This is a genomic window from Enterovibrio norvegicus FF-33, assembly GCF_000286835.2.
Lineage (GTDB): Bacteria > Pseudomonadota > Gammaproteobacteria > Enterobacterales > Vibrionaceae > Enterovibrio > Enterovibrio norvegicus_A.
The window spans coordinates 148,025-174,024 of record NZ_AJYD02000003.1; the positions used below are offsets into that span (position 1 = coordinate 148,025).

24 protein-coding genes are annotated in these 26,000 nt (G+C 49.2%); 13 read left to right on the plus strand and 11 right to left on the minus strand.

Annotated elements, in window-relative coordinates:
• Positions 1 to 4 precede the first annotated feature (4 nt).
• From cysN to cysG, 3 genes are read right to left on the minus strand one after another with little or no spacing between them, the layout of a single operon-like run.
• Positions 5 to 1,438 carry a sulfate adenylyltransferase subunit CysN gene (gene cysN / locus A1OO_RS01085; RefSeq protein ID WP_017005236.1) on the minus strand — a complete coding sequence of 478 codons (1,434 nt, stop codon included), beginning with the start codon at positions 1,436 to 1,438 and terminating at the stop codon, positions 5 to 7.
• Positions 1,439 to 1,448: 10 nt separating this feature from the next.
• Complete coding sequence (gene cysD / locus A1OO_RS01090) at positions 1,449 to 2,357, minus strand: sulfate adenylyltransferase subunit CysD (protein WP_016959047.1); 909 nt, start codon at positions 2,355 to 2,357, stop codon at positions 1,449 to 1,451.
• Positions 2,358 to 2,371: 14 nt separating this feature from the next.
• Positions 2,372 to 3,793, minus strand: a complete 1,422-nt coding sequence (cysG, locus tag A1OO_RS01095) for a siroheme synthase CysG (protein ID WP_016959048.1) — start codon at positions 3,791 to 3,793, stop codon at positions 2,372 to 2,374.
• Between the two features lie 289 nt (positions 3,794 to 4,082).
• On the opposite strand from cysG, the gene cpdB reads away from it, so the two are divergent.
• Both cpdB and A1OO_RS01105 read left to right on the plus strand, forming a co-directional pair.
• The gene (gene cpdB, locus A1OO_RS01100; protein WP_017005239.1) at positions 4,083 to 6,041 is read left to right on the plus strand and encodes a 2',3'-cyclic-nucleotide 2'-phosphodiesterase; all 1,959 of its coding nucleotides are present in this window, start codon (positions 4,083 to 4,085) and stop codon (positions 6,039 to 6,041) included.
• Positions 6,042 to 6,217: 176 nt separating this feature from the next.
• Positions 6,218 to 6,682, plus strand: coding sequence for a GNAT family N-acetyltransferase (locus A1OO_RS01105; RefSeq protein WP_017005241.1), 465 nt, complete (start codon positions 6,218 to 6,220; stop codon positions 6,680 to 6,682).
• Between the two features lie 68 nt (positions 6,683 to 6,750).
• Here A1OO_RS01105 and A1OO_RS01110 read toward each other — a convergent pair whose 3' ends face one another.
• A complete protein-coding gene (locus tag A1OO_RS01110) occupies positions 6,751 to 7,398 on the minus strand; it encodes a LysM-like peptidoglycan-binding domain-containing protein (RefSeq protein WP_017005243.1) in 648 nt (215 codons plus the stop codon).
• A gap of 327 nt (positions 7,399 to 7,725) precedes the next feature.
• On the opposite strand from A1OO_RS01110, the gene A1OO_RS01115 reads away from it, so the two are divergent.
• Positions 7,726 to 8,346: an FKBP-type peptidyl-prolyl cis-trans isomerase gene (locus A1OO_RS01115; RefSeq protein WP_016959052.1), complete on the plus strand. Its 621-nt coding sequence runs from the start codon at positions 7,726 to 7,728 to the stop codon at positions 8,344 to 8,346.
• Positions 8,347 to 8,468: 122 nt separating this feature from the next.
• Here the strand turns inward: A1OO_RS01115 and A1OO_RS01120 are convergent, their stop codons facing one another.
• Positions 8,469 to 9,416 (minus strand): LysR family transcriptional regulator, encoded by a 948-nt coding sequence (locus tag A1OO_RS01120; protein ID WP_016959053.1) that lies wholly within the window; start codon positions 9,414 to 9,416, stop codon positions 8,469 to 8,471.
• Positions 9,417 to 9,564: 148 nt separating this feature from the next.
• Here A1OO_RS01120 and A1OO_RS01125 point away from each other — a divergent pair, with 148 nt between their 5' ends.
• From A1OO_RS01125 to A1OO_RS01160, 8 genes are all read left to right on the plus strand, one after another.
• On the plus strand, positions 9,565 to 10,125 hold the full coding sequence (locus tag A1OO_RS01125; RefSeq protein WP_017005245.1) for a rhodanese-like domain-containing protein: 561 nt from the start codon (positions 9,565 to 9,567) through the stop codon (positions 10,123 to 10,125).
• Positions 10,122 to 11,039, plus strand: a complete 918-nt coding sequence (locus A1OO_RS01130) for a quinoprotein relay system zinc metallohydrolase 2 (RefSeq protein WP_017005247.1) — start codon at positions 10,122 to 10,124, stop codon at positions 11,037 to 11,039. The genes A1OO_RS01125 and A1OO_RS01130 overlap by 4 nt, the downstream gene beginning before the upstream one ends.
• A gap of 15 nt (positions 11,040 to 11,054) precedes the next feature.
• Complete coding sequence (locus tag A1OO_RS01135; protein ID WP_017005248.1) at positions 11,055 to 11,837, plus strand: quinoprotein dehydrogenase-associated SoxYZ-like carrier; 783 nt, start codon at positions 11,055 to 11,057, stop codon at positions 11,835 to 11,837.
• Positions 11,838 to 12,377: 540 nt separating this feature from the next.
• On the plus strand, positions 12,378 to 14,180 hold the full coding sequence (locus A1OO_RS01140; protein WP_017005249.1) for a methanol/ethanol family PQQ-dependent dehydrogenase: 1,803 nt from the start codon (positions 12,378 to 12,380) through the stop codon (positions 14,178 to 14,180).
• 118 nt (positions 14,181 to 14,298) lie between these two features.
• Positions 14,299 to 14,748 (plus strand): plastocyanin/azurin family copper-binding protein, encoded by a 450-nt coding sequence (locus A1OO_RS01145; RefSeq protein WP_016959058.1) that lies wholly within the window; start codon positions 14,299 to 14,301, stop codon positions 14,746 to 14,748.
• A 36-nt stretch (positions 14,749 to 14,784) separates the two neighbouring features.
• Entirely contained in the window at positions 14,785 to 15,165 is a 381-nt protein-coding gene (locus A1OO_RS01150; RefSeq protein ID WP_016959059.1) for a hypothetical protein, read from the plus strand.
• A 9-nt stretch (positions 15,166 to 15,174) separates the two neighbouring features.
• The gene (locus A1OO_RS01155; RefSeq protein WP_017005250.1) at positions 15,175 to 16,053 is read left to right on the plus strand and encodes a quinoprotein dehydrogenase-associated putative ABC transporter substrate-binding protein; all 879 of its coding nucleotides are present in this window, start codon (positions 15,175 to 15,177) and stop codon (positions 16,051 to 16,053) included.
• Between the two features lie 2 nt (positions 16,054 to 16,055).
• On the plus strand, positions 16,056 to 16,709 hold the full coding sequence (locus A1OO_RS01160) for a DUF2380 domain-containing protein (RefSeq protein WP_016959061.1): 654 nt from the start codon (positions 16,056 to 16,058) through the stop codon (positions 16,707 to 16,709).
• A gap of 87 nt (positions 16,710 to 16,796) precedes the next feature.
• Here A1OO_RS01160 and A1OO_RS01165 read toward each other — a convergent pair whose 3' ends face one another.
• Together A1OO_RS01165 and A1OO_RS01170 are read right to left on the minus strand one after the other, a co-directional pair.
• Positions 16,797 to 17,570 carry a hypothetical protein gene (locus A1OO_RS01165; RefSeq protein WP_017005251.1) on the minus strand — a complete coding sequence of 258 codons (774 nt, stop codon included), beginning with the start codon at positions 17,568 to 17,570 and terminating at the stop codon, positions 16,797 to 16,799.
• Positions 17,571 to 17,668: 98 nt separating this feature from the next.
• Positions 17,669 to 19,774 (minus strand): alkyl/aryl-sulfatase, encoded by a 2,106-nt coding sequence (locus tag A1OO_RS01170; RefSeq protein ID WP_017005252.1) that lies wholly within the window; start codon positions 19,772 to 19,774, stop codon positions 17,669 to 17,671.
• 132 nt (positions 19,775 to 19,906) lie between these two features.
• On the opposite strand from A1OO_RS01170, the gene A1OO_RS01175 reads away from it, so the two are divergent.
• Both A1OO_RS01175 and A1OO_RS23515 read left to right on the plus strand, forming a co-directional pair.
• Positions 19,907 to 20,803 (plus strand): LysR family transcriptional regulator, encoded by an 897-nt coding sequence (locus A1OO_RS01175; protein ID WP_017005253.1) that lies wholly within the window; start codon positions 19,907 to 19,909, stop codon positions 20,801 to 20,803.
• Between the two features lie 88 nt (positions 20,804 to 20,891).
• Positions 20,892 to 21,050 (plus strand): hypothetical protein, encoded by a 159-nt coding sequence (locus tag A1OO_RS23515; RefSeq protein WP_016959065.1) that lies wholly within the window; start codon positions 20,892 to 20,894, stop codon positions 21,048 to 21,050.
• A 124-nt stretch (positions 21,051 to 21,174) separates the two neighbouring features.
• Here A1OO_RS23515 and A1OO_RS01180 read toward each other — a convergent pair whose 3' ends face one another.
• From A1OO_RS01180 to A1OO_RS01195, 4 genes are all read right to left on the minus strand, one after another.
• Positions 21,175 to 21,936 carry a phosphoadenylyl-sulfate reductase gene (locus A1OO_RS01180; protein ID WP_017005254.1) on the minus strand — a complete coding sequence of 254 codons (762 nt, stop codon included), beginning with the start codon at positions 21,934 to 21,936 and terminating at the stop codon, positions 21,175 to 21,177.
• On the minus strand, positions 21,929 to 23,647 hold the full coding sequence (cysI, locus tag A1OO_RS01185) for an assimilatory sulfite reductase (NADPH) hemoprotein subunit (protein ID WP_017005255.1): 1,719 nt from the start codon (positions 23,645 to 23,647) through the stop codon (positions 21,929 to 21,931). Before cysI ends, A1OO_RS01180 begins: the two co-directional genes overlap by 8 nt.
• Positions 23,647 to 25,470: an assimilatory sulfite reductase (NADPH) flavoprotein subunit gene (locus tag A1OO_RS01190; RefSeq protein WP_017005256.1), complete on the minus strand. Its 1,824-nt coding sequence runs from the start codon at positions 25,468 to 25,470 to the stop codon at positions 23,647 to 23,649. Before A1OO_RS01190 ends, cysI begins: the two co-directional genes overlap by 1 nt.
• 250 nt (positions 25,471 to 25,720) lie before the next feature.
• Positions 25,721 to 25,951 (minus strand): hypothetical protein, encoded by a 231-nt coding sequence (locus A1OO_RS01195; protein ID WP_016959069.1) that lies wholly within the window; start codon positions 25,949 to 25,951, stop codon positions 25,721 to 25,723.
• Positions 25,952 to 26,000: the final 49 nt, after the last annotated feature.

Here is a 26,000-nt window from a genome sequence, read left to right on the forward strand (position 1 = left end):
TGGATTACCCAAGTAACTTACTGATGTCACGTGCATTCCAATGTGGGAAGTGCTTGCGAACCAGTGCGTTGAGTTCCACTTCAAACGCAGAAATATCTGTCGCTTGGGTTTGTGTTGTGGTGTCTTCCAGAAGCTCGCTGATCATCCCTGCACCAACCGTCACATTAGTCAGGCGGTCAATCACGATGAAGCCACCGGTATCAGCGCAGTCTTGATAAAGATCCAATGACACAGACTCGGTTAATTCCACTTCACACTCAGCAATGCCGTTCAATGGCAGGCTGTCTGCATCAAATGTATCGAGCGAGTTAATGTCAACTTGATGGCGAATTTTGCTCACAGCGCCAACCGTTTTTTTGCCAGCGACTTTGATATCGTATTGACGACCAATCTCTAGTGGAGATTCATCCATCCACACAATGCTTGCTGCCAGCTTGCTGGTCGCTTTGTGCTGCTCCGCGACAGGGACAATCAAATCACCGCGACTGCAATCAATCTCATCGGTCAGTGTCAACGTCACCGCTTGCCCAGCATGTGCAAACTCGAGATCACCATCAAACGTGACGATACGTTCAACCGTTGACGTTTTGCCTGATGGCAACACTTTCACTTCATCGCCCGGACGTACAGCACCGCTTGAAATGGTGCCAGAGAAACCACGGAAGTCGAGATTCGGACGGTTCACGTACTGAACAGGGAAGCGGAATGCACCCTTGTCTTTATCGCTGTTTACATCAACGGTTTCTAGCATCGTCAGCAGCGTTTCACCTTGATACCAAGGTGTATGCACACTGCGTTCAACCACGTTGTCGCCTTCCAGTGCCGATAGTGGTACCAGTTGGATATCAATCTGACGGTTCAACTTCTTGGCAAAATCCAGATACTGCGCTTTGATTTCTTCATAACGAGATTCTTCAAAGCCAACCAAGTCCATCTTGTTCACCGCAACCACAAAGTGGCGAATACCAAGCTGGCTTGCAATGAATGAATGACGACGCGTCTGATCCAATACGCCTTTACGCGCATCAATCAAGATCACGGCCACATCACACGTCGACGCGCCTGTCGCCATATTGCGGGTGTACTGCTCATGTCCTGGAGTATCAGCAATAATGAATTTACGTGGGCGCGTCGAAAAGTAACGATACGCAACGTCGATCGTGATCCCTTGCTCGCGCTCGGCTTGCAAACCATCAACCAATAGTGCCAAATCCGGCTTTTCACCCGTTGTACCGACCTTTTGGCTATCGGTGTGAATCGCGGCTAGCTGATCTTCATAAATCTGATGAGAGTCATGCAGTAAGCGACCGATGAGGGTGCTTTTACCATCATCCACAGAACCACAGGTCAGAAAACGCAGCATCGATTTATTCTGGTGCTGATCCAGATAGGCCTCGATACCTAACTCGGCCACTTGTTGTTCAATTAAGCTGTTCATGCTAAATCCCTTAGAAATATCCCTGACGTTTCTTCATTTCCATTGAACCAGATTGGTCATGGTCAATGGCGCGTCCTTGACGCTCACTCGATGTCGCCACCAGCATTTCTTCAATGATGCCTGTCAAAGTGTCTGCCGTTGATTCAACCGCACCCGTCAGTGGGTAACAACCGAGTGTTCTAAAACGTACACTCTTGTATTCCACTTTCTCGCCTTCACGCAATTCCATGCGATCGTCGTCAACCATGATCAGCATGCCGTCGCGGTCAACCACAGGGCGAATTTCTGACAGGTACAACGGCACAATATCGATGCCTTCGAGGTAGATGTATTGCCAGATATCCAGCTCAGTCCAGTTCGACAGCGGGAAAACACGGATGCTTTCGCCTTTGTTAACCTGACCGTTATAAGTGTGCCAAAGCTCAGGACGCTGATTTTTTGGATCCCAGCGGTGGTGTTTATCACGGAAGCTATAAACACGTTCCTTAGCGCGGCTTTTCTCTTCATCACGACGTGCGCCGCCAAATGCCGCATCAAAGCCATATTTGTCCAGCGCTTGCTTCAAGCCTTGCGTTTTCATGATGTCAGTGTGCTTAGAAGAGCCATGAACGAATGGGCTACAGCCCATTGCAATACCTTCTGGATTCTTGTGCACCAGCAGCTCAAAGCCATACTTTTCCGCCGCACTGTCACGAAATTCAATCATTTCTCTGAATTTCCAATCCGTGTCGACGTGAAGCAGTGGAAACGGGATCTTGCCCGGATAAAAAGCTTTACGTGCGAGGTGGAGCATGACGGAACTGTCTTTCCCGATGGAATACATCATCACGGGATTGTCGAATTCTGCCGCCACTTCACGAATGATATGGATACTTTCTGCCTCAAGTTGCTTGAGGTGGGTAAGGGTCTTGGCTTCCATTCTTTGATATTTCCTTAGCCTAAATTAACCACGGAAGGTGCGTGAATATCACCCTCTGTATTGAAGGATTGCTTTCCAAACCAGCTCAATTGATCGGCGAGTTGAACCACTTCACCGACCACGATAAGTGCAGGCGAGCCCACACCTTCAGCCAGTGACTCCAATTCGCTCAATGTGCCTTTGTAGATTTTCTGATTGATGCGGGTGCCATTTTCTATGATGGCTACCGGCGTTTGCGGGTCACGCCCATGCTGAATTAGCTGTTCTTGAATATGCGCGCTTTTCATCAGGCCCATATAAATGACCAAGGTTTGGCGACCACGAGCAAGCGTTGCCCAGCGGAAACTGTCATCTTCTTTTTTCAGATGACCCGTCACAAACATCGCGGTTTGCGCATGATCGCGATGCGTCAGCGGAATGCCGGCATACGCCGTTGCGCCTGCGGCAGCGGTAATTCCTGGCACGACCTGAAACGGCACGCCAGATTCTTGCAGTACTTGCAGCTCTTCACCGCCACGACCAAACATAAACGGGTCACCGCCTTTCAAACGCACCACACGTCGACCTTCTTGCGCATGCTTGACCAGCAAGGCATTGGTCTCTTCTTGTGACACGCTGTGATAAGAGGCGCGCTTGCCCACACAAATCAGCTCTGCATCGCGTCGGCACAGCTCCATGATTTCATCCGACACCAAGTAGTCATACAAAACCACATCCGCTTGCTGCATCAATTGCAGCGCGCGCAGGGTCAGCAAGCCTGGGTCGCCTGGGCCAGCACCAATCAATGACACTTCACCTTGCAGTGACACGCCCGTGGTGAGCTTTTCAAGTTCAGCTTTTGCGCCCTCTTCATCGCCCGCTGCAACCAGTGAACTAAAACGACCATCAAACGCCGTCTCCCAGAACTTTCTTCGTCCGTTCAGCGTGGTCACTTTTTTCTTCAAGGTGTCACGAAATTCGCCAGCCAGTTTAGCCATGCGACCAATGTGAGAAGGAATAAGGGTTTCGAGTTTCTCGCGCAGTAAACGCGCCAGCACAGGGGATTTACCGCCAGAGGAAATCGCAATCACAATCGGGCTGCGATCAACAATAGAGGGAACGATAAAGCTGCATTTTGGGGTGTCATCCACCACGTTTGCCAAAATATGGCGCGCATTGGCGGCTTGTGAAACCAGCTCATTCACGAGTGGGTTATCTGTCGCCGCGATAACCAGAACAACGGCTTTGAGATGCTGAGGTGTAAACGCTTCTTTGACCCACACCAATTCGCCACGCTCAGCCGCTTCAACAATCTCTGCGTCAGCATGTGGCGCAACAACAGTCACCGCAGCGCCTGCTTTCATCAGCATACGTGTTTTGCGCCAAGCCACTTCACCACCACCCACGACTAAACAAGGGCGGTTTTCAAGCTTCGCAAAAATCGGCAAATAATCCATAGTGTGAGTCCTTTCTATCTAATGACTGCCACTATAGAGAGTTGCTGATATTACTTGAAATTCTAAAATTTCATCTTTTATAACTTTTTGGTTATTTCATTTTTACATACATAGCCAAAACGTCATATCGAACCGCTCTCTCATCGCAGCACGACATCAGACTCCGCTTGCTATGCATCCCGTCACATTTATCGCGCTAAAGATCACACTACACAATGAAATGTAACCTTTTCATGACGCTAGTATGCAAAATACATCCACTTTTAGTCCTGAAGTTTCGGAGACATTTATGACACTCACAGCCCGACCTCTGTCCATCGCCGTCCTTACTGGCATGCTCGCCATGGCAAGCCCAGCAATGGCAGAAACCATCAAACTGCGCATCATAGAAACCACCGACATCCATACCAATGTGATGGATTACGACTATTACAAAGACAAACCCAGCGAAAAAATTGGCTTAGTACGCACCGCAACCTTAGTTAGAGCAGCGCAAGGTGAAGCGACCAACAGCGTGCTGGTTGATAACGGAGACCTTATTCAAGGCAGCCCAATGGGCGATTACATGGCGGCGAAAGGCCTGAAAGACGGCGATGTTCATCCTGTTTACAAAGCCATGAACCTGTTGGATTACGACGCAGGTAACTTAGGTAATCACGAATTTAACTATGGCCTCGATTTTCTTGCACGCAGCTTAGATGGCGCTGCGTTCCCTTATGTATCGGCGAATGTGTTTGATGCAAACACCGGCGAACCACTCATCGCACCTTACATCATTAAAGAACACACCATGACTGACACCGATGGAAAAACCCATCTGGTGAAGGTGGGTTATATCGGTTTTGTGCCGCCGCAAATCTTGGTGTGGGATAAGAAAAATCTCGAAGGCAAAGTGATTGCCAAAGACATCAAAGCCACCGCAGAAAAACTCGTACCTGAGATGAAAGCCAAAGGCGCAGACGTGATTGTCGCTATTCCGCACTCCGGCTTGTCGCAAGACGAATATAAAGCCATGGCGGAAAACTCGGTCTACTACCTCGCCGATGTTGAAGGTATCGATGCCATTGCCTTTGGTCACTCTCACGCCGTGTTCCCAGGCAAAGGCTTTGATAATATTCAAGGCGTCGATAACGAAAAAGGCACCATCAAAGGCGTTGCGGCAGTCATGCCCGGCCGCTGGGGTAGCCATGTCGGCATCATGGATCTGCAACTCGACAAGCAAGGTGATGATTGGGTCGTAACGCCTATTCAGAGCGAATCACGCCCGATCTTTGATGGTGAGTCTCTTGCCGATGCCGATCCAGCGATGCTTAAAGCGCTTGAGCATGATCATCATGCCACCCGTGAGTTTGTCAATCAGCCTATCGGTAAAGCCAATGACGTGATGTACAGCTTCCTGTCGCTGGTGCAAGACGACCCGACCGTGCAGATCGTTAATCTGGCGCAGAAAGATTACGTCGAGCGCTTCATTCAAGGGGATCCGGATCTGGATGGCATTCCCGTTTTATCTGCCGCCGCACCATTTAAAGCAGGTGGTCGTAAAAACGATCCGTCTAACTTCACCGAAGTGGAATCTGGCGAACTGACTTTCCGTAATGCTGCAGACCTTTACTTGTATCCAAACACCCTCGTCACCCTTAAGGTGACGGGCAATGAAGTGAAAGAATGGCTGGAATGCAGCGCGGGCCAATTCAAGCACATCGACCCGACTTCAAGCGCACAGCAATCACTGATTGATTGGGACGGCTTCCGCACCTACAACTTTGATGTCATCGACGGCGTAAATTACCAAATTGACGTGACTCAAGCGGCGCGGTATGACGGTGATTGCAACCTGATCAACCCAGGCTCACAGCGCATTCAGAACCTGACCTTTAACGGTAAACCGGTTGATATGGCGCAGCCATTTTTGATTGCGACCAACAACTACCGCGCGTACTTGGGCAAGTTCCCAGGCACAGGTAATGATTTCATTGCGTTTGCATCGCCCGATGAAAACCGCACCGTCGTTGCAAATTACATCAGCAGCGTCACCAAAGAGAAAGGCGAGGTGACACCAACGGCAGATAACAACTGGTCATTTGCCCCAATTGCCACCGACACCGACATCGATCTCAATGTGGTGTTTGAAACGTCACCCAGTGACAAAGCCGCTGAGTTCATTGGCGCGAAAGGCCAATATCCTATGGAAAAGATTGGCACTGATGATGTGGGCTTCGCGCAGTACCGTATTGATTTAAAGAAATAATTAACAGCCTGTTAACGGCATGTTTAATTATTGAAAAAGACCATCTTTGATACAAAAAAACCGCGGCCTTGGTCGCGGTTTTTTATTATCTTGGCGAGTAGAAATACGTTATCTGAACTACAAACAAATATATGCTCGAGAAAAACCAAGAATTTTATAACTATTAGGAACAACCCATGCAATGGATAACCTTGACCTTTGGTCAGTTGTCTACAAGGCAACTTTATGACCTGCTCCGCCTGCGCACCGACGTGTTCGTGGTTGAGCAAAACTGCCCTTACCCTGAACTGGATGGGCACGACCTTCATCCCGACACACGCCACGTGTTGGGCTATCGCGATGACAAGATGACGGCATACGCCCGTATTCTACCCGCTGGCCTCACTTACCCGGAGATCAGCATTGGTCGCGTGGTCACCGCCAATACGGAGCGCGGCAATGGCTGCGGCAATGCGTTAGTGCACTACGCGATTCTTGAAGCGCACAACACATGGCCTCAAGCACCGATCACCATCGGCGCGCAGTATCATCTGCGTGAGTTTTACCGTCGACATGGCTTTAAAGAGATCTCAGAGCAATACCTAGAAGATGGTATTCCACACATTGATATGCGAAAAGCAGACGCAAAAACGGCTGCATGATTCATGCAGCCGTCGCTAGGTAATGTCGAGTCAATCTTTGCTATTGGCGATGTTGTTCTAGCTTCTCGCTATTTGCGTCGCGCAAAGCTGCCATCTGACAACCTGAAAAAGATCACTGACTGATTACCAGCGCTCTCGATCTGGATAATATCCAGATCGCCCTGTGTATTGCGTTTAAAGCGCAATAGCTGACCTGGCTGAATGCGGCTTAGCGGTTTGTCCGCGCCTTCAATAGCCGAGATCGCATACAAATCTTTTAGCGGCACATTTTGCGTACGGAAGATATTCGACAGCGTATCACCACGGGCCACTTCATAGTTCACCCAATCCGTGTCGATGGTTTGCGGCGCGACCACGGGGGCAGACGTGCGATCAAAACCCGTATCTTCTGATGCTGAATCATTGGCAGATGCAGGATTGCTTTCTGATGCTTGGTTGGCATCAATGTTCAATGGCACAGCCACCCTTTGACCCTCTGTGGGCTCAATTAAAGGTGACGGTTCACTCGATGGCCACAACAGCAGTAACACCAAAAGCACCGCAAGCGCTGACACGCCGATACGATGTGGCTTTGGTAATGCTTGCCAATAAGGCATCACTCGGGCAATGGCGGGGGCCAGTAACCCTTTTAGTTTCTCTTGCGCTTGTTTCAACACCTCGCCCAGAGGCGGCGTGGCAGAAGCTTTTCCCTTCTCGCGCTTTCCTTTCAAGGTCATCACCTCTCCCAATTTCTTCATCGGGTCTCATCAAGTATGCAAAGAATACGGTAACGCATAGTAGACGCGTAATATCAGAAAAATGTCAGCGTCACCGCGTTGAATTCGCAGAATAAAGCTGAATTGACACAAACTCTTATGTTTGAACAAACACATCAGTTTGGCTGACAATCGTACTGTCCGGCATTTTTCGTCCAGATTCAAGTAACACGATTTGTCCCGAGCTACCTGCACCTGTTATCCTTTCCCACTTTAAACCTAAACGCGGTGAGGATGTAATATTTCGCCCGTGGTTTGGGTGTAAACCCACAAACAAAGAGAGACGACATGTCTGAAGTAAAACTAGAGACCGTAGAACAAAAAGCAAGCTATGGCATTGGCCTTCAAATGGGTCAGCAACTGGCTGGTAGCGGTCTAGAAGGTCTGAACGTTGACGCAATCGCAAAAGGTATCGCAACGGCACTAGCAGGCGACATGCCAGCAATCGAAGTTGACGAAATCAACAACGCACTGCGTGAGCTGCACACGAAAGCAGACGCAATCCGTCAAGAAGCAGCAAAAGCAGCAGCCGCTGACGGCGAAGCATTCCTTGCTGAAAATGCAAAGCGTGACGAAGTGACTGTGACTGATTCAGGTCTTCAGTTTGAAGTTCTGGTTGAAGGTAACGGCGAAATCCCTACCAGCGACAAGCAAGTACGTGTTCACTACCACGGTATGCTGACTGACGGCACTGTGTTTGACAGCTCTGTAGAGCGCGGTCAACCTGCTGAGTTCCCAGTCACTGGCGTAATCCAAGGTTGGGTTGAAGCACTGCAAATGATGCCTGTTGGCTCTAAGTGGAAACTGTCTATCCCACAAGATCTTGCTTACGGTGAGCGCGGCGCTGGCGCTGCTATCCCACCATTCGCAGCACTAGTATTCGAAGTAGAGCTGCTGGACATCCTGTAATTTCAGGGCTCCAGTCATGCAAAAGCCAGCGATTCTCTCGCTGGCTTTTTTGTTTCCGCTATGTCATTTGGTCATGTGATGATTAACACTAAATCCATGAACAACCTTCTCTCGTACGGAAACTAATTCGCCGCCTGTCGCTCATCATCATTATGATCATCTCCACTGTCATCGACCTCTTCATCAGCCCAAGGCAAATGTGTGGAAAAGTGATCAGACAAGAAATCCACAAACAAGCGTACTTTGGCTGACAGATTTCGATTGAACGGATACACCGCCCATACCGCCGAGTCTGGTGCCCGATATTCCACCAATATTTCCACCAACTCACCGGAACGAAGCTTCTGATTCACGTAATAGTCTGGTAATTGCGCCAACCCCAATCCGCGCAGGGTGGCATCTAACACCGCACTTCCACTGTTACCGTGCCAGCGCCCTTTGGGTTTGAATTGGATCATGACGCCATTGTCTTGAAACGCCCATGAATCAGCCAGCCCGACCAAGCAATTGTGCTGATGCAGTTCCTCAAGATCGTTCGGAATCCCAAACTCCTTGATATACGCAGGTGACGCACAGACATGCAGTTTACGTGGCGCGAGTTTCTTCGCCATCAAGGTGCTGTCTTTCAGATCACCGGTGCGTATCGCCAAATCGTACCCATCGTGCACCATATCGATCACGTCATTGGTGAAGTGAAACTCGACACTCAGCTTAGGGTAAACCTTGATAAAGTCATTGGTCAGAGGCGCGATATATTTCTCACCAAACACCGAAGGTGACGTGATTTTTAACGTGCCGACTGGCTCGGTTTGCATTTGCGTGACGAGCGCTTCCGCCTCACCGAATGCTTCGATAAGGTCATTACAATGCTCAAAATAGGTTTTGCCGACCTCGGTCAGCGTGATCTGTCTGGTTGTACGATAAAGCAATCGTGTACTCAACCGACTCTCTAACGCGTCAATACGTCGACTGACATGAGAGGTTGAAACACCTAACTTTCGTGCGGCGGCGGTAAAACTGCCACTGTTAACAACTTCAACAAATTCTTCAACACCACTCCAACGGTTCATCTTTGCTCCACTGAAAAGAAGTTTATTGATTGCTGCAACAATAAAACCCGCCCTTTGACGGTCTGATTGTTATCCTAATGTTACTCCATAATGGATAGCTCTCCGCCCATCTCCTACTAAGGTAGGAGAGTTATCGGAAGAAAGTAGTATGAACAGCCAGATCAAAGGAATGCAAAAGTGTGTTAAGTCTGCGATTTTGCTTTGTTTTTGCGCATTAAGTGTCAATGCAGAAACAAACAAGGTGCCAGTGTCAGAGCCAGATAACTATCGTACCGAGAATTATCGGGCATCGGTTCCATATTCGCTCATTGGCGCCACCGTGATTGAAACGCCCCAAGCGCTCAAACAATTTATGACCCTTCATGACCCCCTCTTGATTGACGTTTACCCTGCGCCAAACAAACCCGATAATTTGCTCAAAACCACCCTATGGATTGAACCAAGGCGAGAAACACTGCCCAATGCGCTTTGGCTTGCCAATGTGGGTCACGGCATCATGCCGGATTCGCTAATCAATCTGCTAAAGCAGAATCTGCCGAGTGACCAAGCTGTCGTGATATTTTGTGAGCCCAACTGCTGGCATTCTTGGAATGCAGCCAAGCGCGCCCTTGAATTAGGTGCGCAAGACGTAGTTTGGTATCGCGCAGGCGTGACGGGTTGGAAGGAGGCGGGGTTTACACTCGAAACACACACGCCGATCCGTCCATGAAAAGCCTCCAAACACGCCTACTGTTACCGAGCATCTGGCTATCCATTTTCATGGCCTTTTCACCACTGGCTCAGACTATCTCTCTACAAGAAGTCGCACCCGGCGTGTTTTACCATCAAGGGAAAATTGACGACCTATTCACCACAGATTCTGGCCCAGTCGCCAATATCACCGTCGTTGTGGGCGATGAATCGGTGGCCGTGATCGACACAGGAGGCAGTCGTCGTGCGGGCGAAGCTATCTACCAAGCCATTCGCGATATCACACCGCTGCCCATTCGTTACGTTATCAATACCCATGTCCATCCAGACCATAACTTCGGCAATCAGGCATTTGTCGCTGAGAAGCCAGAATTCATTGCTCATACGCGCTATCCGGGCGATTTTAGCGCCAAAACAGGGTATTACCTGCAACGCCTTACCTCGCCATGGTTTGAAGGAACGAAACCCATCGCCGCTACCCGTCTTATCGAATCGCAGGAGGAGATAGAATTAGGCAATCGCATATTAGTGCTCACGGCCCATGAACGTGCGCACACTCGCCATGATTTGAGCGTGTTTGACCCAGCCACAAGTACACTCATTGCAGGCGACCTGCTGTTTATCGACCACATCCCCACGTTAGATGGCAGCCTTACAGGTTGGCTCAATGTGATCGCCACCTTGGAGGCACTGCCGTATCAGCGAGTGATCCCCGGCCACGGGTCTATTCAAGTTGGCAAAAATGCGTTTGCAAAACAGACGCACTATCTCTTCTCGCTGGCACAAGAAGTTCGTGCCGCCATCAATCAACCTATTGATATCAACACTGCCAGCCTTACGGTGATGACATCGCATGCCAAGGATTGGAAACTGTTTGAACAGTTTCATTCACGCAATGTGATTCAGGCTTACAAAGAGCTGGAGTGGGAATGATGTGAGGAAATCGAAATGAAAAAGATCGCTCTATTGCTATCCGCCGTGCTGGCGCTTCTCCCCATACTTTCTTTCGCACAAAGTGAACAAGAAAGCATGAATTGGCCGCTGATCCGCGACAGCCTCTTTCCTGGTTCGCCAGAGATTATTGAAGATGATGTTGTCACACTAATCTCGCCAGTCCGTGCGCTCGATGCTGCGCTGGTGCCGCTAGAAATAAAAGTGAATGTGCGTCAGGACGACCCTAATCCCATAGAAACCATTCACCTTATTGTCGACAACAACCCCTCCCCCATTGTCGGCACCTTTGATATGAGCCCAAACAACGGTGTCGCCAATATCTCTACCCGTGTGCGCGTCAACGCTTACAGTCCAGTGCGAGTTATCGCAAAAACAGCGGATGGCAAACTGCACATGGCGAGTAACTTTGTCAAAGCTTCAGGTGGTTGTTCTGCCCCTGCGGGTGCCGATGATCTTCTGGCGCGCCAGAGAATGGGCAAAATGAAGCTCAAAGATCTTGGTAACACTGACACCCGCATGCTGCAATTGCTGATCAGTCATCCTAACTACAGTGGCCTGCAAATCGATCAGGTCACGCGCCATTGGATCCCATCTGATTATGTGAGTGATGTACAAATCACGCTTGAAGGTGAACCTGTGATGCAGTTTAACGGTGGGATCTCTATTAGTGAGAACCCTACCTTCACGTTTCATGTCGATGCAGAAAAACGCGGAAAGCTCAAAGCGAATGTGAAAGATTCAGCCGGACGAGAATTTTCCAGCGAATGGGACATTTGATCTTAATCCAAAAAATCCCAACAAAAAATAAGGTTATCCAGATGTCGTATCTTACTGAAAAGACAGTAATGACATCTGGCTCTTTCTGAGTTGATCTGAATAAATCCTTTCGTTAACACCGCCATCAATCACATTATTATCAATGCATTAAGGAACCAACTCCGCTTAATGCACATTGTTGCCTTGCAACAAAAGTGTTGTGCTCCTTTGCTCCTCACACAACCTCAAAAGCTGCCATAAACTCAATTCACCAACGTTTTGATGACGACACTTCGTTATCAATGGGCGGCAGCATTGTCGCATCATCCGATGTTGGAACGAATTGGCATTCGGGGTCAATGCTGAAACGCGAGACCGCATGTTGTAGATCGCCAACAAGCCACAAGCACAACCTTATGTTCTTTCATACGTTGAGTGCTGGCCAAAATAGCGTCCCTCACAACCCGCGGATTGCGCCCATCAAAAATTGAGACAATTAAGGCTGATGTGCCTTTGAGCACCAAACGCTCAATAGCACTCGCTGTCACGGAGGAAGTAAACATGATAGGTGTAAAAAGGTTGCGAAGCAGTTTGCTCGCAGTAGCAACTGTTTCCCTAACTCTGCTGTTTCCAGCAGCGTCTCAGGCAAACGACGAGCTATTAAAATTACAGCAAGATCCGGATCAGTGGGTGATGTGGGGCGGTAACTATTCCGGCAACCGCTATAGTCCGCTGGATCAGATCAACGCAAAGAATGCGAAAGATCTTCAGGTGGCATGGACATTTTCAACCGGCGTGTTGCGCGGGCATGAAGGTGGACCACTCGTATTGGGCGACACCATGTACATCCACACCCCTTTCCCCAATAAAGTGTTTGCCATTGATTTAAAAACGAAAGCCCTCATCTGGAGTTATGAACCTAAGCAAGACGCTTCCGTCATCGCGGTCATGTGCTGTGACACCGTCAACCGCGGTTTGGCATACGCCGACGGCAAGATCTTCCTGCAACAAGCCGATACCACATTGGTCGCACTCGATCAGAAAACCGGTGAAGTGATTTGGAAAATCGTCAATGGCGATCCTAAATCAGGCGGCACCAATACCAACGCGCCGCTCGTGGTGAAAGACAAAATCATCACAGGCATCAGTGGCGGTGAATTTGGCGTACGCGGTTACCTCACGGCTTACAACATCAAAGACGGCAGCCTTGCTTGGCGCGCATACAGCACAGGCCCTGACGAGGAAATGCTCGTCGATCCTGAAAAAACCACCGCCATGCTCAAACCCATAGGTAAAGATTCGAGCCTCGAGTCTTGGGAAGGGGATCAGTGGGAAATTGGTGGCGGTACCACGTGGGGTTGGTTCACTTACGATCCTGAGCTGAATCTTATCTACTACGGCACAGGTAACCCAAGTACATGGAACCCTTCACAGCGCCCAGGTGACAACAAATACTCCATGACCATCATGGCGCGTGATGCTGACACGGGCATGGCCAAATGGCTGTACCAAATGACGCCACACGATGAGTGGGATTATGACGGCGTCAACGAGATGATCCTTGTCGATAAGAAATTCAACGGCAAAGACAGAAAGCTGCTGGTGCATTTCGACCGTAACGGCTTTGGTTACACCCTTGACCGTATCACCGGTGAACTGCTAGTGGCAGAGAAATTTGATCCTGCGGTTAACTGGGCAACCCATGTCGATATGGAAACGGGCGTACCACAAGTTGTGGCGAAATACTCTACCAGCGAAGAAGATGTGGATACCAAGGGCATTTGCCCTGCCGCATTAGGCTCGAAAGACCAACAACCTGCATCGTACAGCCCGCGTACTGGTTTGTTCTATGTCCCTACCAACCATGTGTGCATGAACTACGAACCGTTTGAAGTCGCTTACACCGCAGGTCAACCCTACGTGGGCGCGACCCTTTCCATGTTCCCAGCACCAGGAAGCCATGGCGGCTTGGGCAACTTCATTGCCTGGGATGCGGAAAAAGGTGAAATCGTTTGGTCAATCCCAGAGCCGTTCTCCGTATGGAGTGGCGCACTGGCAACAGGCGGCGGCGTGGTATTTTACGGCACCCTTGAGGGCTACCTCAAAGCGGTGGACGAAAAAACAGGTGAGGAGCTTTATCGCTTTAAAACGCCATCCGGCATCATCGGTAACGTCAACACTTATGTCCATGACGGCAAGCAATACATCGCTATTCTGTCTGGCGTAGGTGGTTGGGCTGGTATCGGCATGGCCGCAGGTCTTGAAGGTGATACAGACGGTCTGGGTGCAGTAGGCGCCTACCGTAAACTGTCTGATTACACCCAATTGGGTGGTGTGCTGACGGTCTTCGCTTTACCTAACTAATCAAAACAATAACCAGGGGAGTTTAACTCCCCTTTTTTCTCAACATTGAATCAATGCAACCAATTGAATGAAGCAGTTGCCTTCTAAACTCAATGTTATTGCTGAGAAGGGAATTTATATGGCTAAACGTTTTTTGTGGTCAATTTGTTTGTTATTGGGCTTAACAAGCCAGGGATATGCAGAAGAATATGAAGTAAAGGCGGTTGGGGTGAAATTCGCGCCGATGGTCGTCGTTTTACAGCCAGGCGATAGAGTCTCATGGACCAATATGCCAGCACACCTGATTGAAACCATTGATGTGATGGTGCCAGAAGGCACAGAGAAAATACAAACTGAAATGGGAATGAACGTTAGCTTCGTGTTCGAAAACGAAGGCGTTTACGTTTACAAATGCACCCCACACTGGGGCGCTCGAATGGGCGGCGTTTTACTGGTCGGTAACCCGAGTGACATTGAAGGCATTATCGACGGCTACATGGCAGAAATAGAAAAAGATAAATCACTGCTGCCCGCCAAAGGGCTATTAAAGAAATTCAAGAAACAGATGCAACAGCAAGGTTTGTTATAACGCCAGATTCGCGGATAAATTGCAGGAGGCAACTTTATGATGAAAGCAGTTAAAACGGTAAGTTCACTCTTTGTCTTGGCATTGCTGGCTCTCTCCCAGCCAGCCAGTGCCAATGACTTCCCCACACTAGAAAGGGTGAAATTCGTCCAAGAGTGCATGGCACTCAAAGGCGGCCCTAGCTACGTCAACATGTACGGTTGCAGTTGCGTCATAGACAAGATTTCCGAACAACTCGCCTTCGATGATTATGTTCATGCTGATGCCTTCTTGCGCCTGCGCAACATGCGTGGCGAGCGCGGTGGCTATTTCCGTTCGTCCAAAGACAGCCGCACTGCCAGAGGTGAGCTTCTCGCGATTCGTGAAGAAGCCGATCAACAGTGCTTCTCGGCGCAGCAAATCACTCGTATCCAGCAGTAGGAGGCAAAGATGAAGTCATTTTGTTATCGCAGTATTGCCTTATTGTCCTTGTTATTCACCCTCACCTTGCAACCAACGGTCGCTGTGGAGAAATCCTTCCCTTCACCACTGCCAGACAAACTGAGAGTGTGCGCAGACCCTAACAACCTTCCTTATTCCAACAAGGATCAGCAAGGCTTTGAGAACAAAATCGCCGATCAGCTGGGTGAATATTTTGGGCTAGATGTTGAATATGTGTGGTTCCCCCAACGTATGGGATTTATCCGCAATACATTGAAAAATTGGTCAGACAATACAGGGCGCTTCGCCTGTGATCTTGTCATTGGTGTCCCCACTCAATTTGATATTGCTGCCACCACCAAACCCTATTACCGCTCATCTTATTCGATCATCTTCAAAAAAGACGGACCACTGGGTGCGGCGTTGACACAACAAGACGTTGCCACTGTGCCGGACAGCGTAAAACAGTCTCTAAATATCGCCGCATTCGCCCCCTCTCCCGCTGTGACTTGGCTGAGAGATAACGGCTTTAAAGACAACACATCATTTTTCCGCATCATGAATGGCGATGGCGAAGATTACCCAGGAAAAATGGTGAAGCGCGTTGCTGACGGTGAATTCGATATGTTGGTGATATGGGGGCCAATTGCAGGATACTTTGTAAAGTCTCACCCTGAACTTTCTGTGATATCCATGACATCAGAAGGCAGCAATGTGTTTGATTTCCCCATGTCGATGGGCGTCCGATATGGCGAGCGACCATGGAAAGAAACCGTAGAAATGGCCATGGATGCCAATGCACCGCAAATCGCCATGATCTTGCAAGACTATGGCATCCCCGTTGTGGAAGCGTCATCAAAACCCCGACCAGATGACGACGATGATTAATCATGCCCGCCAATAAATCGCAACGCGGCAGAGAAGCACCTTCTCGTTTACCTGCCGCGTCAGAACCTTCCACGCCGCCAGTCATTAAAAAGCGGGTTCGCAGCTTCCTCCCCTTCATCATCATGCTGTTCATTTCTTTGCTGCTGGCTTGGATACCTATCGCGTTTGCTTCCGTCGCTGTGCTGGATTTTGAACTCAACGATCTGACATTGGCAGAAAGCGACCGTGCAACGCAATACAGCGAAAATGCACCAAACGCCCCAGAAATTGCCCGTACCGCCACACTCGCACCTCTTCTGAGAGAAGCCCTAAATACGCAATACGATTTTACGATAACACCTGTACCTACTGCACTTTACGCCGAGGCCGATCAGGGCTTTGGTTATTTGTTCTCTCACCCCAGAGCGGTGACAGATCTGGGGAGGGCGTTAAACACTGACTGGGTGGTGGTGAGTCGCCTTCATAAGCCCAGCTTTTTGTTTGCCTATTTGATCACCCATGTTGTCCACGTGCCAGCAGGCAGGCAACTGCCTGAAATCATCGTGGAAATAAAAGGGCAGCAACAGACACTGAGCCAGCGAGGGGTGAATGCGTTAGCGAGGCAAATCAATGAGGCGATAAATACGGTTAAGCAACAACAGAAAGAGGAAAAGTAACGAGCATTGAAGGATGTACATCCTTGTATCCTAAGTGTCCATTCGCTTTAGTCTCTTGATGCGAGATCTAGAGACTGATCAGAATCCTCAAAATTGATGGTTAAATTCCAAACGCCATTCCACACTGCTACTTGTCCCTGCACTGTCAGAGTAATTGGCAAAAAGACGTACATTCTGACGCGGGTTTAGCTGATAACTGGCCGCTGCTTCATGGTGCCAACCATCCATCAAATCGGCCATGTAGTGGTTACTGTTCAAGGTGTTAATGTACATCGGGTTGTAGTTGAGCCAGATGTTTTCGTTAATCGAGTATTTGGCATATGTACCCACCACCATGTAGGTCGAAGGAATCGCATAACCCACGCTGCCAACAGGGTTTTCAGTGCCACGAATTTCCGCCGTGTCGGTCACGGTCAACCCCGCACCCGCGAGTGGATAAAGTTGCAAATCTCCCATTGCCGGTAAGGCTTGCATAAAGCTGTAAGACGCACTGCCAAGGTCACTTTCAAAGTCCCAATTCACATCAAGCTGAGAGCCGCGCCCGGTGGTGGTATCTAAACTGAAATGGCGATAGCGCAAGGCATCAAAGCTGTCGTTGCCATCCAAGTGCAGCAAATCCCCTGCAAACCCTTTTAGCTCTAGAATGTTCATCGCCATGGTGTCGGGATTGCCCGTGTCATAGGCCATGCCGAGTTTGAAATTTAACCCTTGGTCCGTGATGCCCACACCACCTTGGGTGTACACCGCCAACGGATCAGACATATCTTGCAGCGCGTCATCGCCCTCTAACGCCAACAAAGACGGGCTAGCCAACGACAAAGAAACCAGAACCAGAGTGCGAGAATAAGAAGAATTTTTCATAACGTTTCCCTAGAAAAAAGGGGCCAACGGAGCGCCCCTTTGTGTTACCAGTATTTAGTGTTACCACTCAAGGTGATTGCCTGTTTCAGCGCCCCAACTCAGTGGGTGTGAACATGATCTTCATGGGCTAGTGCTTCATCATCGTTGTCCAAGTCGTACAAGTGCGCATCAACCATTTGACCGTCAGCTGGACGTGGAACAATTTCAAATGCACTTTCAAATTCCACCGAAGCCTGTGCCAGTTTCTGCATTACACTGCTGTCGCCTTTGTAAATAACGCTTTGCTCTTTCAACAGGTCATTCAATGTTGTTTCACCCAACAAGATCTTGGTGACGTTCTTCTTGCTGATCACGATGCTTGCATCAGCGTGACGTACTGTGTCGACCAAGCCATTACTCAGGTTACCGTTCGACATTTCCACAAAGTGCACTTCGTTCAGATCCGGTACCACAACATTCATCGTGAATGGCGAGTGTTGAGCAATCGTCGAATCCACTTTCACCGCCAAGTAATCCAGCAAATTAGTGATACTCATTTCAGCCAGCACATCAGGAGACGCCGTTTTCGGGTTACCCGGCAGTGTGCCTACTCGTAGCTCTTGCGCCCCCGTCAGGTAGGTGTTTCGCCAACCCATGGTTTCGGATTGATAACCCAATTGCTCATAGGTATCAGCCAGCAGTTTTCGCGCTTCTTTGTTATTAGGTTCAGCGCGAACCACTTTGTCCATTGCGGTGGCAACAAAGCGATATTCACCCTCTTTGAAATCCGCATTGGCTTTCAACATCACCGCATCCGCACCCCCCATATATTCAAGGAACTTCTCAGCTTCCGCTTGTGTCGGCAACGGGTTCAAATTGGCAGGGTTCATGTCGAAATAACCCAAGTACATGTTGTATACCGCTTTGGCATTGTGGCTGTAAGAACCGTGATAGCCATTGGTGTGCCACGCTTGTTGAATCGACTCAGGAATCACATCAATCACTGCATCGCCAATGTCTTGAATCACCACGCCATCATTGGCGAGACGCAACGTTTGGTTGTGCACAAAGCCATAGTTATCACGCTGAAGCTTCATGAAATCCTGCACTTCATCGTTACCCCAGATTGGCGATGAGTGAGAACCGAACAACACGTCAATGTCTGCGCCCCATGCATTGATCATCTCATTGATGTCTTTCGACCATTTCAGTGCATCACGCACTTTCGCGCCGCGCAGGGTATAAACGTTGTGCATGCCGTGATACATCATCTCGCCTGTCCACAAAGCATTCATTGACGGAATAAAGGTCGCCATGCCTGATGGAGATTCCGTGCCTGCGGTGTCGATGAAAATCATTTCTAGGCCATCAACAGAGTAAGTTTCGAATTTTTCCTCACTGTTGAAGGTGTAATCCGGTGCGACATAGGTGATGTCGCCGCTGCCGTACTCGGGAGAGCTGGTCGACATCGCTTTGCCCAAACCTGCATCAACAATCCCATGCTCATGCGCCCCCAATGTTGCGCCATATTGGTATGCTGCACGACGGGACATCGCATTGCCCGCCAACACGTTTTCATCCACCACTTCTTTGGTGATGTTGTGTGAGCCGTAAACTTTTACATCTGGGAACATGTCCACGATGCCGCGCGCACCGCCGAAGTGGTCGGCATGAGAGTGCGAGTAAATCATCGCAACAATGGGTAAATCCCCACCTTCAGGCACATTTTCTAGGAAAAACTTGGTCGAGATTTCTGCCGCTTGTTTGGTAAGCAGCACATCGTAAGCAATCCAACCTGTGTTACCGCGAATGAAAGTGATGTTCGATAAATCTGTGCCACGCACTTGGTAGATGCCATCACGCACTTCATACAACCCTGCTGCCGTGTTGTTTACTTGCGCTTGGCGATACAGCGAAGGGTTAACGGAATCTGCTACTTCATCTTGGCTAATGAAGTCATAATTGTTGAGCATGATATTGGCTGAAGACTCATCCAGCGCGGCAATCAAGCCTTTTTGATTTCGTTCAAACGCATCGCGGTCGGCCCAATTTAATGTGTCTGACAAGGCACTGTTTACCGCAATCGTTTCTGTTGTGGCTGGCTTGCCATTGACCTCTAAATCGCCATGAACATGGTCATGATCGTGGTTCGACGCCATCACAGGGAACGCCAACAGTGTTGAGATAACGAATGCGCTGATTGGATGCTTTTTGAAATTGGCCATGATTGCCTCTCTTTTTGCTGAATAGGGTCTTTTGTTTCGATGAGGAAATAGTACCGAGTTGACACATCAGCATAAATAAAGATAACTTTATTAAAAACATAACCATTAGCTATGTATTGAGGCGTGACGTCTATGGATTCCAAGCTCGATCTGAACCTGCTTTCTGTGTTCTTAGATGTTTATAGGCTGCGTTCCATCACGCTGGCTGCGGATGCACTCAACATGACACAACCGGGTGTTAGTGGCGCATTAAAGCGGTTACAACAACAAATGGGAGTAGAGTTGTTTGTGCGGGAAGGACGCGGTATCAGCCCGACGTCGGCAGCGGTTCAACTGGCTAACGATATCTCACCGGCTTTTGAGCAAATGGCAAAAGCCATGGGCAACATCAACCAGTTCACGCCACAGCACCATCGCAAATTCAATGTGCTGGTCAATGAAGTCGTCCTGCAAATTCTTCAACCCTTGGTTGAGCGTTCCGATCTGCTAGGAAACTGCGCCATTCAGTTCAACCCTACTCCTAAAAATGAAGAAGACATGCTGGAGATGCTGAGTCTGCAAAAAGCCGATCTGGCCATTGATATCGGCAAAGTCGACGGCCAGTCATACGCCTCAGTGCCGCTATTTGAAGAGTCGATGAAACTGATTTGTGCCAAAACGCACCCAAGGGTTCAGAGCACCATCAGCAAAGCGCAGTACTATCAAGAAAAACACATCACCTTGCGCATTCGTCGATCTAACCTTTATGCAGCAGACTTCTTCACCACTGAAATATTGAAAGAACGTAAAATCAGCGCCGAGTGCGAGTCTGTTTTGTCCATGATGGCGTTGGTTAGCGACAGCGATTGTGTCGCCATGACCAGTGAGAAACTGTCCGGTAAGTATGCCGAGCGATTTGGGTTGCAGGTGTTATCGCCCCCGTTTGAGACACAAAAAGTGGTGCATCAAATCGTCTGGCACAAACGAAACCAGCACAGCCCAGCCAATCAATGGCTCAGAGAAACCCTGACTACGCTAATCAATGCCTGAGAGTGCGAACTGAAACGATTAAATGTGAAAAGTCGACCGTCAGTGACGCCCACGACACGACAATGAATACCAAACGGAGAAAGCTGCCATGAAGAAGATTCTGCTGCTTGTTATACCGCTCATCTTAAGCGCCTGCAGTGCTGATATTGGCCGTTCATGGGCGGAAAATGATTGCTCTAAAATTCGTAACAACGCCGACAGAGAGCAGTGCTACAAAGACGTCGATAGCACCTTTCGTGATTACTAGGCATGAGAGTTTGCTTTAGATTTTCAGCATAGATATTCGTATGGAAACAGGGCATAAAAAAAGTGACGCTATTAACGTCACTTTTTATTTCTCTACGCGTTTTTATGTGTAGAAGAATAAAGAGTTAAATCCCCTCGCCATCTCCACCAACATGATCTTCATGCAAACCACACTCTCGCTTCAAGCCAAAGAAACGCGTTTCTTCTTCTGTCATGCCTTCTTCAAGTTTACGCGTAGTGTGCACATCACCGACTGAGACATAGCCTTGATCCCACAATGGGTGATACGGCAAATTGTGCTCTTGCAGATAGTAATGCACGTCTTTGTTAGTCCAATCAATCACGGGCAAGAACTTGAACACGCCATTTTGAATACCAAGAATAGGCAAGGTTTGGCGCGAGCTTGATTGGTCACGGCGAAGACCCGAGAACCAAGTGCCCACGTTCAGTTCATCCAGCGCACGACGCATTGGCTCAACTTTGTTGATGCGGTTGTATTGTTGAATGCCGTCAACACCTTGCTCCCACAGCTTGCCATATTGCGCTTCTTGCCAAGCAGAGCTTTGCTCAGCGCGATAAACTCGCAAGTCCAATGACAACTGCTTGGTGAGATCATCAATAAATTGATACGTCTCTGCGAACAAGTAGCCTGTGTCCGTCAAGATCACGGGGGTATCCGGTTTTTCTTGGACCACCAAGTGCAGCATCACTGCCGCTTGAATGCCAAAGCTTGATGACAAAGCGAACTCGCCCTGCAGATTTTCCAACGCCCACTGAACCCGCTCCTGTGCTGACAGGGTTTCCAGTTCAGCGTTAATTGGCGCCAGTTCCAAGATTTGCTGAGCTTTGTTGCGGCTCAGCAAATCGGACAGTTGAAATTTAGGCATAGAAATCCCTCTTGGAGACAATCACTTCTGCAACCACGCCAACACGAATGACGAAATCACCGAAGCCTTCACCGTCGTTACGCTCTGTCGCCCAACGACCAACTAAAGTGTCGATCTCTTCGAGGATTTGCGCATCGGTGATGTTCTCTTTATACATTTTAGGCACACGGGTACCTTCACGGTTACCGCCTAAGTGCAGGTTATAACGGCCCGGCGCTTTACCGACCAACCCAATTTCAGCCAGCATGGCGCGGCCACAGCCGTTCGGACAACCCGTGACACGCAAGATGATATGCTCATCTTCCAAGTCGTGTTTTCCCAAAATGTCTTCAACGTCAGTGACGAACTGTGGCAAGAAACGCTCGGCTTCAGCCATCGCCAATGGACAAGTTGGGAACGCCACACACGCCATGGAGTTCTTGCGCTGCTCGCTCACACCATCGTCAATCAAACCGTATTCACGCGCAATCTTGTCGATCTTCGCTTTGTTCGCTTTCGACACGCCGGCAATGATCAAGTTCTGGTTGGCGGTCATGCGGAAATCACCTTTGTGGATCTTGGCAATTTCAGCAACGCCTGACTTCAGTGGCTTGCCTGGATAATCCAGTAAGCGACCGTTTTCGATGAACAGCGCTAAGTGGTGTTTACCGTCAATGCCTTCTGCCCAACCGATGCGATCGCCGCGGTCAGTGAATTCATACGGGCGAACCGCTTCAAATTGAATGCCTGCGCGTTTTTCCACTTCTGCTTTAAATACATCCGTACCGACGCGATCCAAGGTGTATTTGGTTTTCGCGTTCTTACGGTTTGAACGGTTACCCCAATCACGCTGCGTGGTGACCACGGCTGCTGCAACATCAAGGGTTTTGTCCAATGGCACAAAGCCAAAATCGTCAGCTTTACGCGGGTACGTTGCGTTATCGCCGTGGGTCATTGCCAGACCACCGCCAACCAATACATTGAAACCCACCAGCTTGCCGTTGTCAGCAATGGCCACGAAGTTAAGATCGTTCGCGTGCACATCCACGTCGTTTTGCGGCGGAATAACAACCGTGGTTTTAAATTTACGTGGCAGATAGTTAGAACCCAAAATCGGCTCTTCGTCTTGATGCCCTTCAACCTTTTCACCGTCTAACCAAATCTCCGCATACGCACGGGTTTTCGGCAGCAAGTGCTCACTGATTTTCTTCGCCCACTCATACGCTTCTTGGTGAAGCTCTGATTCTACTGGGTTGGTGGTACACAGCACGTTACGGTTCACATCACCCGCTGTTGCGATGGAATCAATACCAATTTTGTTCAGCGTTTGGTGCATCAACTTGATGTTCGGCTTTAGTACGCCATGGAACTGAAACGTCTGACGTGTGGTCAGGCGAATACTGCCGTACATAGTGTGTTCAGTCGCGAATTGATCAATCGCCAGCCACTGAGTTGGCGTGATGATGCCACCCGGCATACGGGCACGCAGCATGACATTTTGCAGCGGCTCAAGTTTTTGCTTTTGACGCTCCGCACGAATGTCGCGGTCATCTTGCTGATACATGCCATGGAAACGGATCAGCTGGAAGTTATCTGCTGTAAATCCACCCGTGACGCGATCACCCAAGTCTTTTTCAATCGTACCGCGCAGGAAGTTACTTTCTCTTTTCAGGCGCTCGTTATCAGCCAATGGGCCAAGTTCTTCACCCAATACAACTTGCTTGTCACTCATTAATACACATCCTTTTGATAGCGCTTCGCCTTACGCAGATCATTCAAATAACCTTCTGCGTCTTCTCGGCTCTTGCCGCCTTGCTGCTCGACAACGTTAATCAATGCTTCATGGACATCTTTCGCCATGTGGGTCGCGTCGCCACAGATATACAAGTAGGCACCGTCTTGTAGCCACTGCCAAACCGCTTCTGCTTGCTCAAGGATTTTATGCTGAACGTATTCTTTCTCGGCTTGATCTCGGCTAAAGGCGAGGTCAATTTTGGTCAATAAACCATCTTTGAGGAATTTCTGCCACTCTACTTGGTAAAGGAAATCTTGGGTGAAGGTACGATCACCAAAGAACAGCCAGTTTTTACCTTCTGCGCCACGCACATCTCGCTCTTGCATGAAGGCGCGGAAAGGTGCGATACCGGTACCCGGCCCCACCATGATCACAGGGGCGTTATCGTCAGCAGGTAACTTGAAGTTGTTGTTGTGTTCAATAAACACTTTCACGGACTCTGCATCTTCTGCACGCTGCGCCAAGAAACCTGATGCGCCGCCAATACGGGTATTGTCACCGTTTTGGAATTCCACCAAAGCCACCGTCAAATGCACTTCTTCACCCACGTCTTCTTGGCTTGAAGCAATAGAATACAAACGCGGGGTGAGTTTGCGAAGCAAGCCAGCCAGTTGCTCGGCAGACAGCTTGGTTTTTTTCTCACCCAGCACATCGACAACTTGAGTGTTGTTGGCGTATTGGCGAAGCTTGTCTTTGTCTTCCGCCAGTTTCTGAAGCTTTTTGCTACCAGACAGTTCTGCAAATGCCGCCACTTGTTGTGGGTTGGCTGCTGTAATTTCAAACTTGTCTGTCAGCGCTTTACGCAGCGACAAAGACTCGCCGCCTACTTCAACACTTTCATCGCCAGTCAGGCTGACTTTCGCCAAGATCTCGTCAACAAGTTCAGGGCTGTTGCTGTAATAAATACCCAGCGCGTCACCCGGCTGATACGTTAAGCCGGACTCGCCCAAATCAATCTCAATGTGGCGAACATCTTTGCCTGAATCACGGCCTGTAATTTTTTGGTTGGTGACCAATTCCGCCGCATACGGGTTTTGCTTATTGTACGCCGATGCTGCGCCGGCTGTGGTTGCAGCATGCAGTGGCACAACCACCTCATCAGCGCCACCACCAATCGTTTCTTTGACTTTACCCAGCACATCTGCACGCCAAGTATCGGCATCTGCGTCGTAGTCCACATCGCAATCAAGGCGAGGAATAATGGCTTTTGCGCCAAGCTTTGACAGGAATGCATCGAAATCTTTACCGGTTTGGCAGAAAAATTCGTAGCTTGAATCGCCTAAGCCCAACACTGCATATTGCAGGTTATCCAGCTTTGGTGCCTTCTTCGATTGAAGAAACTCATGCAGTGAAATCGCATTGTCAGGCGCCTCGCCTTCACCGTTCGTGGATGCGACGATGATCAGATGTGTTTCTTTGGCCAGATCACGGGGTTTGTAATCATCGGCTGAAAACAGTGCAACCTCGATACCATCAGCATGCGCACTCGCTTTCAATGCTTCAGCAACACCTTTCGCGTTACCGGTTTGCGATGCATAGATGATGGTGAGCTTGCCCGCAGGCTTCGCTGCTGTGGCAACCGCCTGCGCAAGGGGTTGAGGGTTGCTGCCTGCTGTTGCAGGCGTCTGGCTTAAGCCCCAAAAGTAGCCGCTGATCCAGGCCAGCTGTTGTGGCGATAATTCTGCCACGGTCTGCTGCAGTTGGCCGATCTGCTGATCGTTAAGCGGACTTGCCAGCGCAGAAAGTTCCTTGAGTAACATGTCACGACATTCCTTTATTATTTCGTGATCATAGAATATCCATTCGGCGTAATAACTAGAAAGAATAGAAATGCATGTTTTATAACCTTGGGTATTAGCCATGCCCGCGGTGGACAGCAGCACAAGGATGAGTGAAGAAGGGAATCAAGACGTTCTGATGCAAGAGTAGAAGCAGGATTAAAGGGGTTAGAAAGTCAGCGTCATGCAGCGCAGTGAACGCAACGCGATAAATTACCGAGAGAAAACGAGGTTACATGTCGACGATGCGCACTTGGTGAAAACCAATATCCAACGCATTTTCAGTGGCAAGATCGACGTCGCCGAAACACTGCTCTAAGCCATTGCCATCGGTGAGTGGCACAAGGCCGCCTCTGGCATGGCGAAACTCAACAATCCATCCATCGCTAGATAAAGAAGGTTCGACGACGGCTTCCACCAGCATCTGCTGGCTATAGAGGGAACGAAGTTCTGATTTTGTCATTGAGCCTTCCTGTTCACGTACCAAAACAGAGGAGAATACTCAAAAGCAT

Coding starts and splice junctions, on each gene's coding strand:
- cysN (WP_017005236.1), bottom strand. CDS start 1,438: ATGAACAGCTTAATTGAACAACAAGTGGCCGAGTTAGGTATCGAGGCC.
- cysD (WP_016959047.1), bottom strand. CDS start 2,357: ATGGAAGCCAAGACCCTTACCCACCTCAAGCAACTTGAGGCAGAAAGT.
- cysG (WP_016959048.1), bottom strand. CDS start 3,793: ATGGATTATTTGCCGATTTTTGCGAAGCTTGAAAACCGCCCTTGTTTA.
- cpdB (WP_017005239.1), top strand. CDS start 4,083: ATGACACTCACAGCCCGACCTCTGTCCATCGCCGTCCTTACTGGCATG.
- A1OO_RS01105 (WP_017005241.1), top strand. CDS start 6,218: ATGCAATGGATAACCTTGACCTTTGGTCAGTTGTCTACAAGGCAACTT.
- A1OO_RS01110 (WP_017005243.1), bottom strand. CDS start 7,398: ATGACCTTGAAAGGAAAGCGCGAGAAGGGAAAAGCTTCTGCCACGCCG.
- A1OO_RS01115 (WP_016959052.1), top strand. CDS start 7,726: ATGTCTGAAGTAAAACTAGAGACCGTAGAACAAAAAGCAAGCTATGGC.
- A1OO_RS01120 (WP_016959053.1), bottom strand. CDS start 9,416: ATGAACCGTTGGAGTGGTGTTGAAGAATTTGTTGAAGTTGTTAACAGT.
- A1OO_RS01125 (WP_017005245.1), top strand. CDS start 9,565: ATGAACAGCCAGATCAAAGGAATGCAAAAGTGTGTTAAGTCTGCGATT.
- A1OO_RS01130 (WP_017005247.1), top strand. CDS start 10,122: ATGAAAAGCCTCCAAACACGCCTACTGTTACCGAGCATCTGGCTATCC.
- A1OO_RS01135 (WP_017005248.1), top strand. CDS start 11,055: ATGAAAAAGATCGCTCTATTGCTATCCGCCGTGCTGGCGCTTCTCCCC.
- A1OO_RS01140 (WP_017005249.1), top strand. CDS start 12,378: ATGATAGGTGTAAAAAGGTTGCGAAGCAGTTTGCTCGCAGTAGCAACT.
- A1OO_RS01145 (WP_016959058.1), top strand. CDS start 14,299: ATGGCTAAACGTTTTTTGTGGTCAATTTGTTTGTTATTGGGCTTAACA.
- A1OO_RS01150 (WP_016959059.1), top strand. CDS start 14,785: ATGATGAAAGCAGTTAAAACGGTAAGTTCACTCTTTGTCTTGGCATTG.
- A1OO_RS01155 (WP_017005250.1), top strand. CDS start 15,175: ATGAAGTCATTTTGTTATCGCAGTATTGCCTTATTGTCCTTGTTATTC.
- A1OO_RS01160 (WP_016959061.1), top strand. CDS start 16,056: ATGCCCGCCAATAAATCGCAACGCGGCAGAGAAGCACCTTCTCGTTTA.
- A1OO_RS01165 (WP_017005251.1), bottom strand. CDS start 17,570: ATGAAAAATTCTTCTTATTCTCGCACTCTGGTTCTGGTTTCTTTGTCG.
- A1OO_RS01170 (WP_017005252.1), bottom strand. CDS start 19,774: ATGGCCAATTTCAAAAAGCATCCAATCAGCGCATTCGTTATCTCAACA.
- A1OO_RS01175 (WP_017005253.1), top strand. CDS start 19,907: ATGGATTCCAAGCTCGATCTGAACCTGCTTTCTGTGTTCTTAGATGTT.
- A1OO_RS23515 (WP_016959065.1), top strand. CDS start 20,892: ATGAAGAAGATTCTGCTGCTTGTTATACCGCTCATCTTAAGCGCCTGC.
- A1OO_RS01180 (WP_017005254.1), bottom strand. CDS start 21,936: ATGCCTAAATTTCAACTGTCCGATTTGCTGAGCCGCAACAAAGCTCAG.
- cysI (WP_017005255.1), bottom strand. CDS start 23,647: ATGAGTGACAAGCAAGTTGTATTGGGTGAAGAACTTGGCCCATTGGCT.
- A1OO_RS01190 (WP_017005256.1), bottom strand. CDS start 25,470: ATGTTACTCAAGGAACTTTCTGCGCTGGCAAGTCCGCTTAACGATCAG.
- A1OO_RS01195 (WP_016959069.1), bottom strand. CDS start 25,951: ATGACAAAATCAGAACTTCGTTCCCTCTATAGCCAGCAGATGCTGGTG.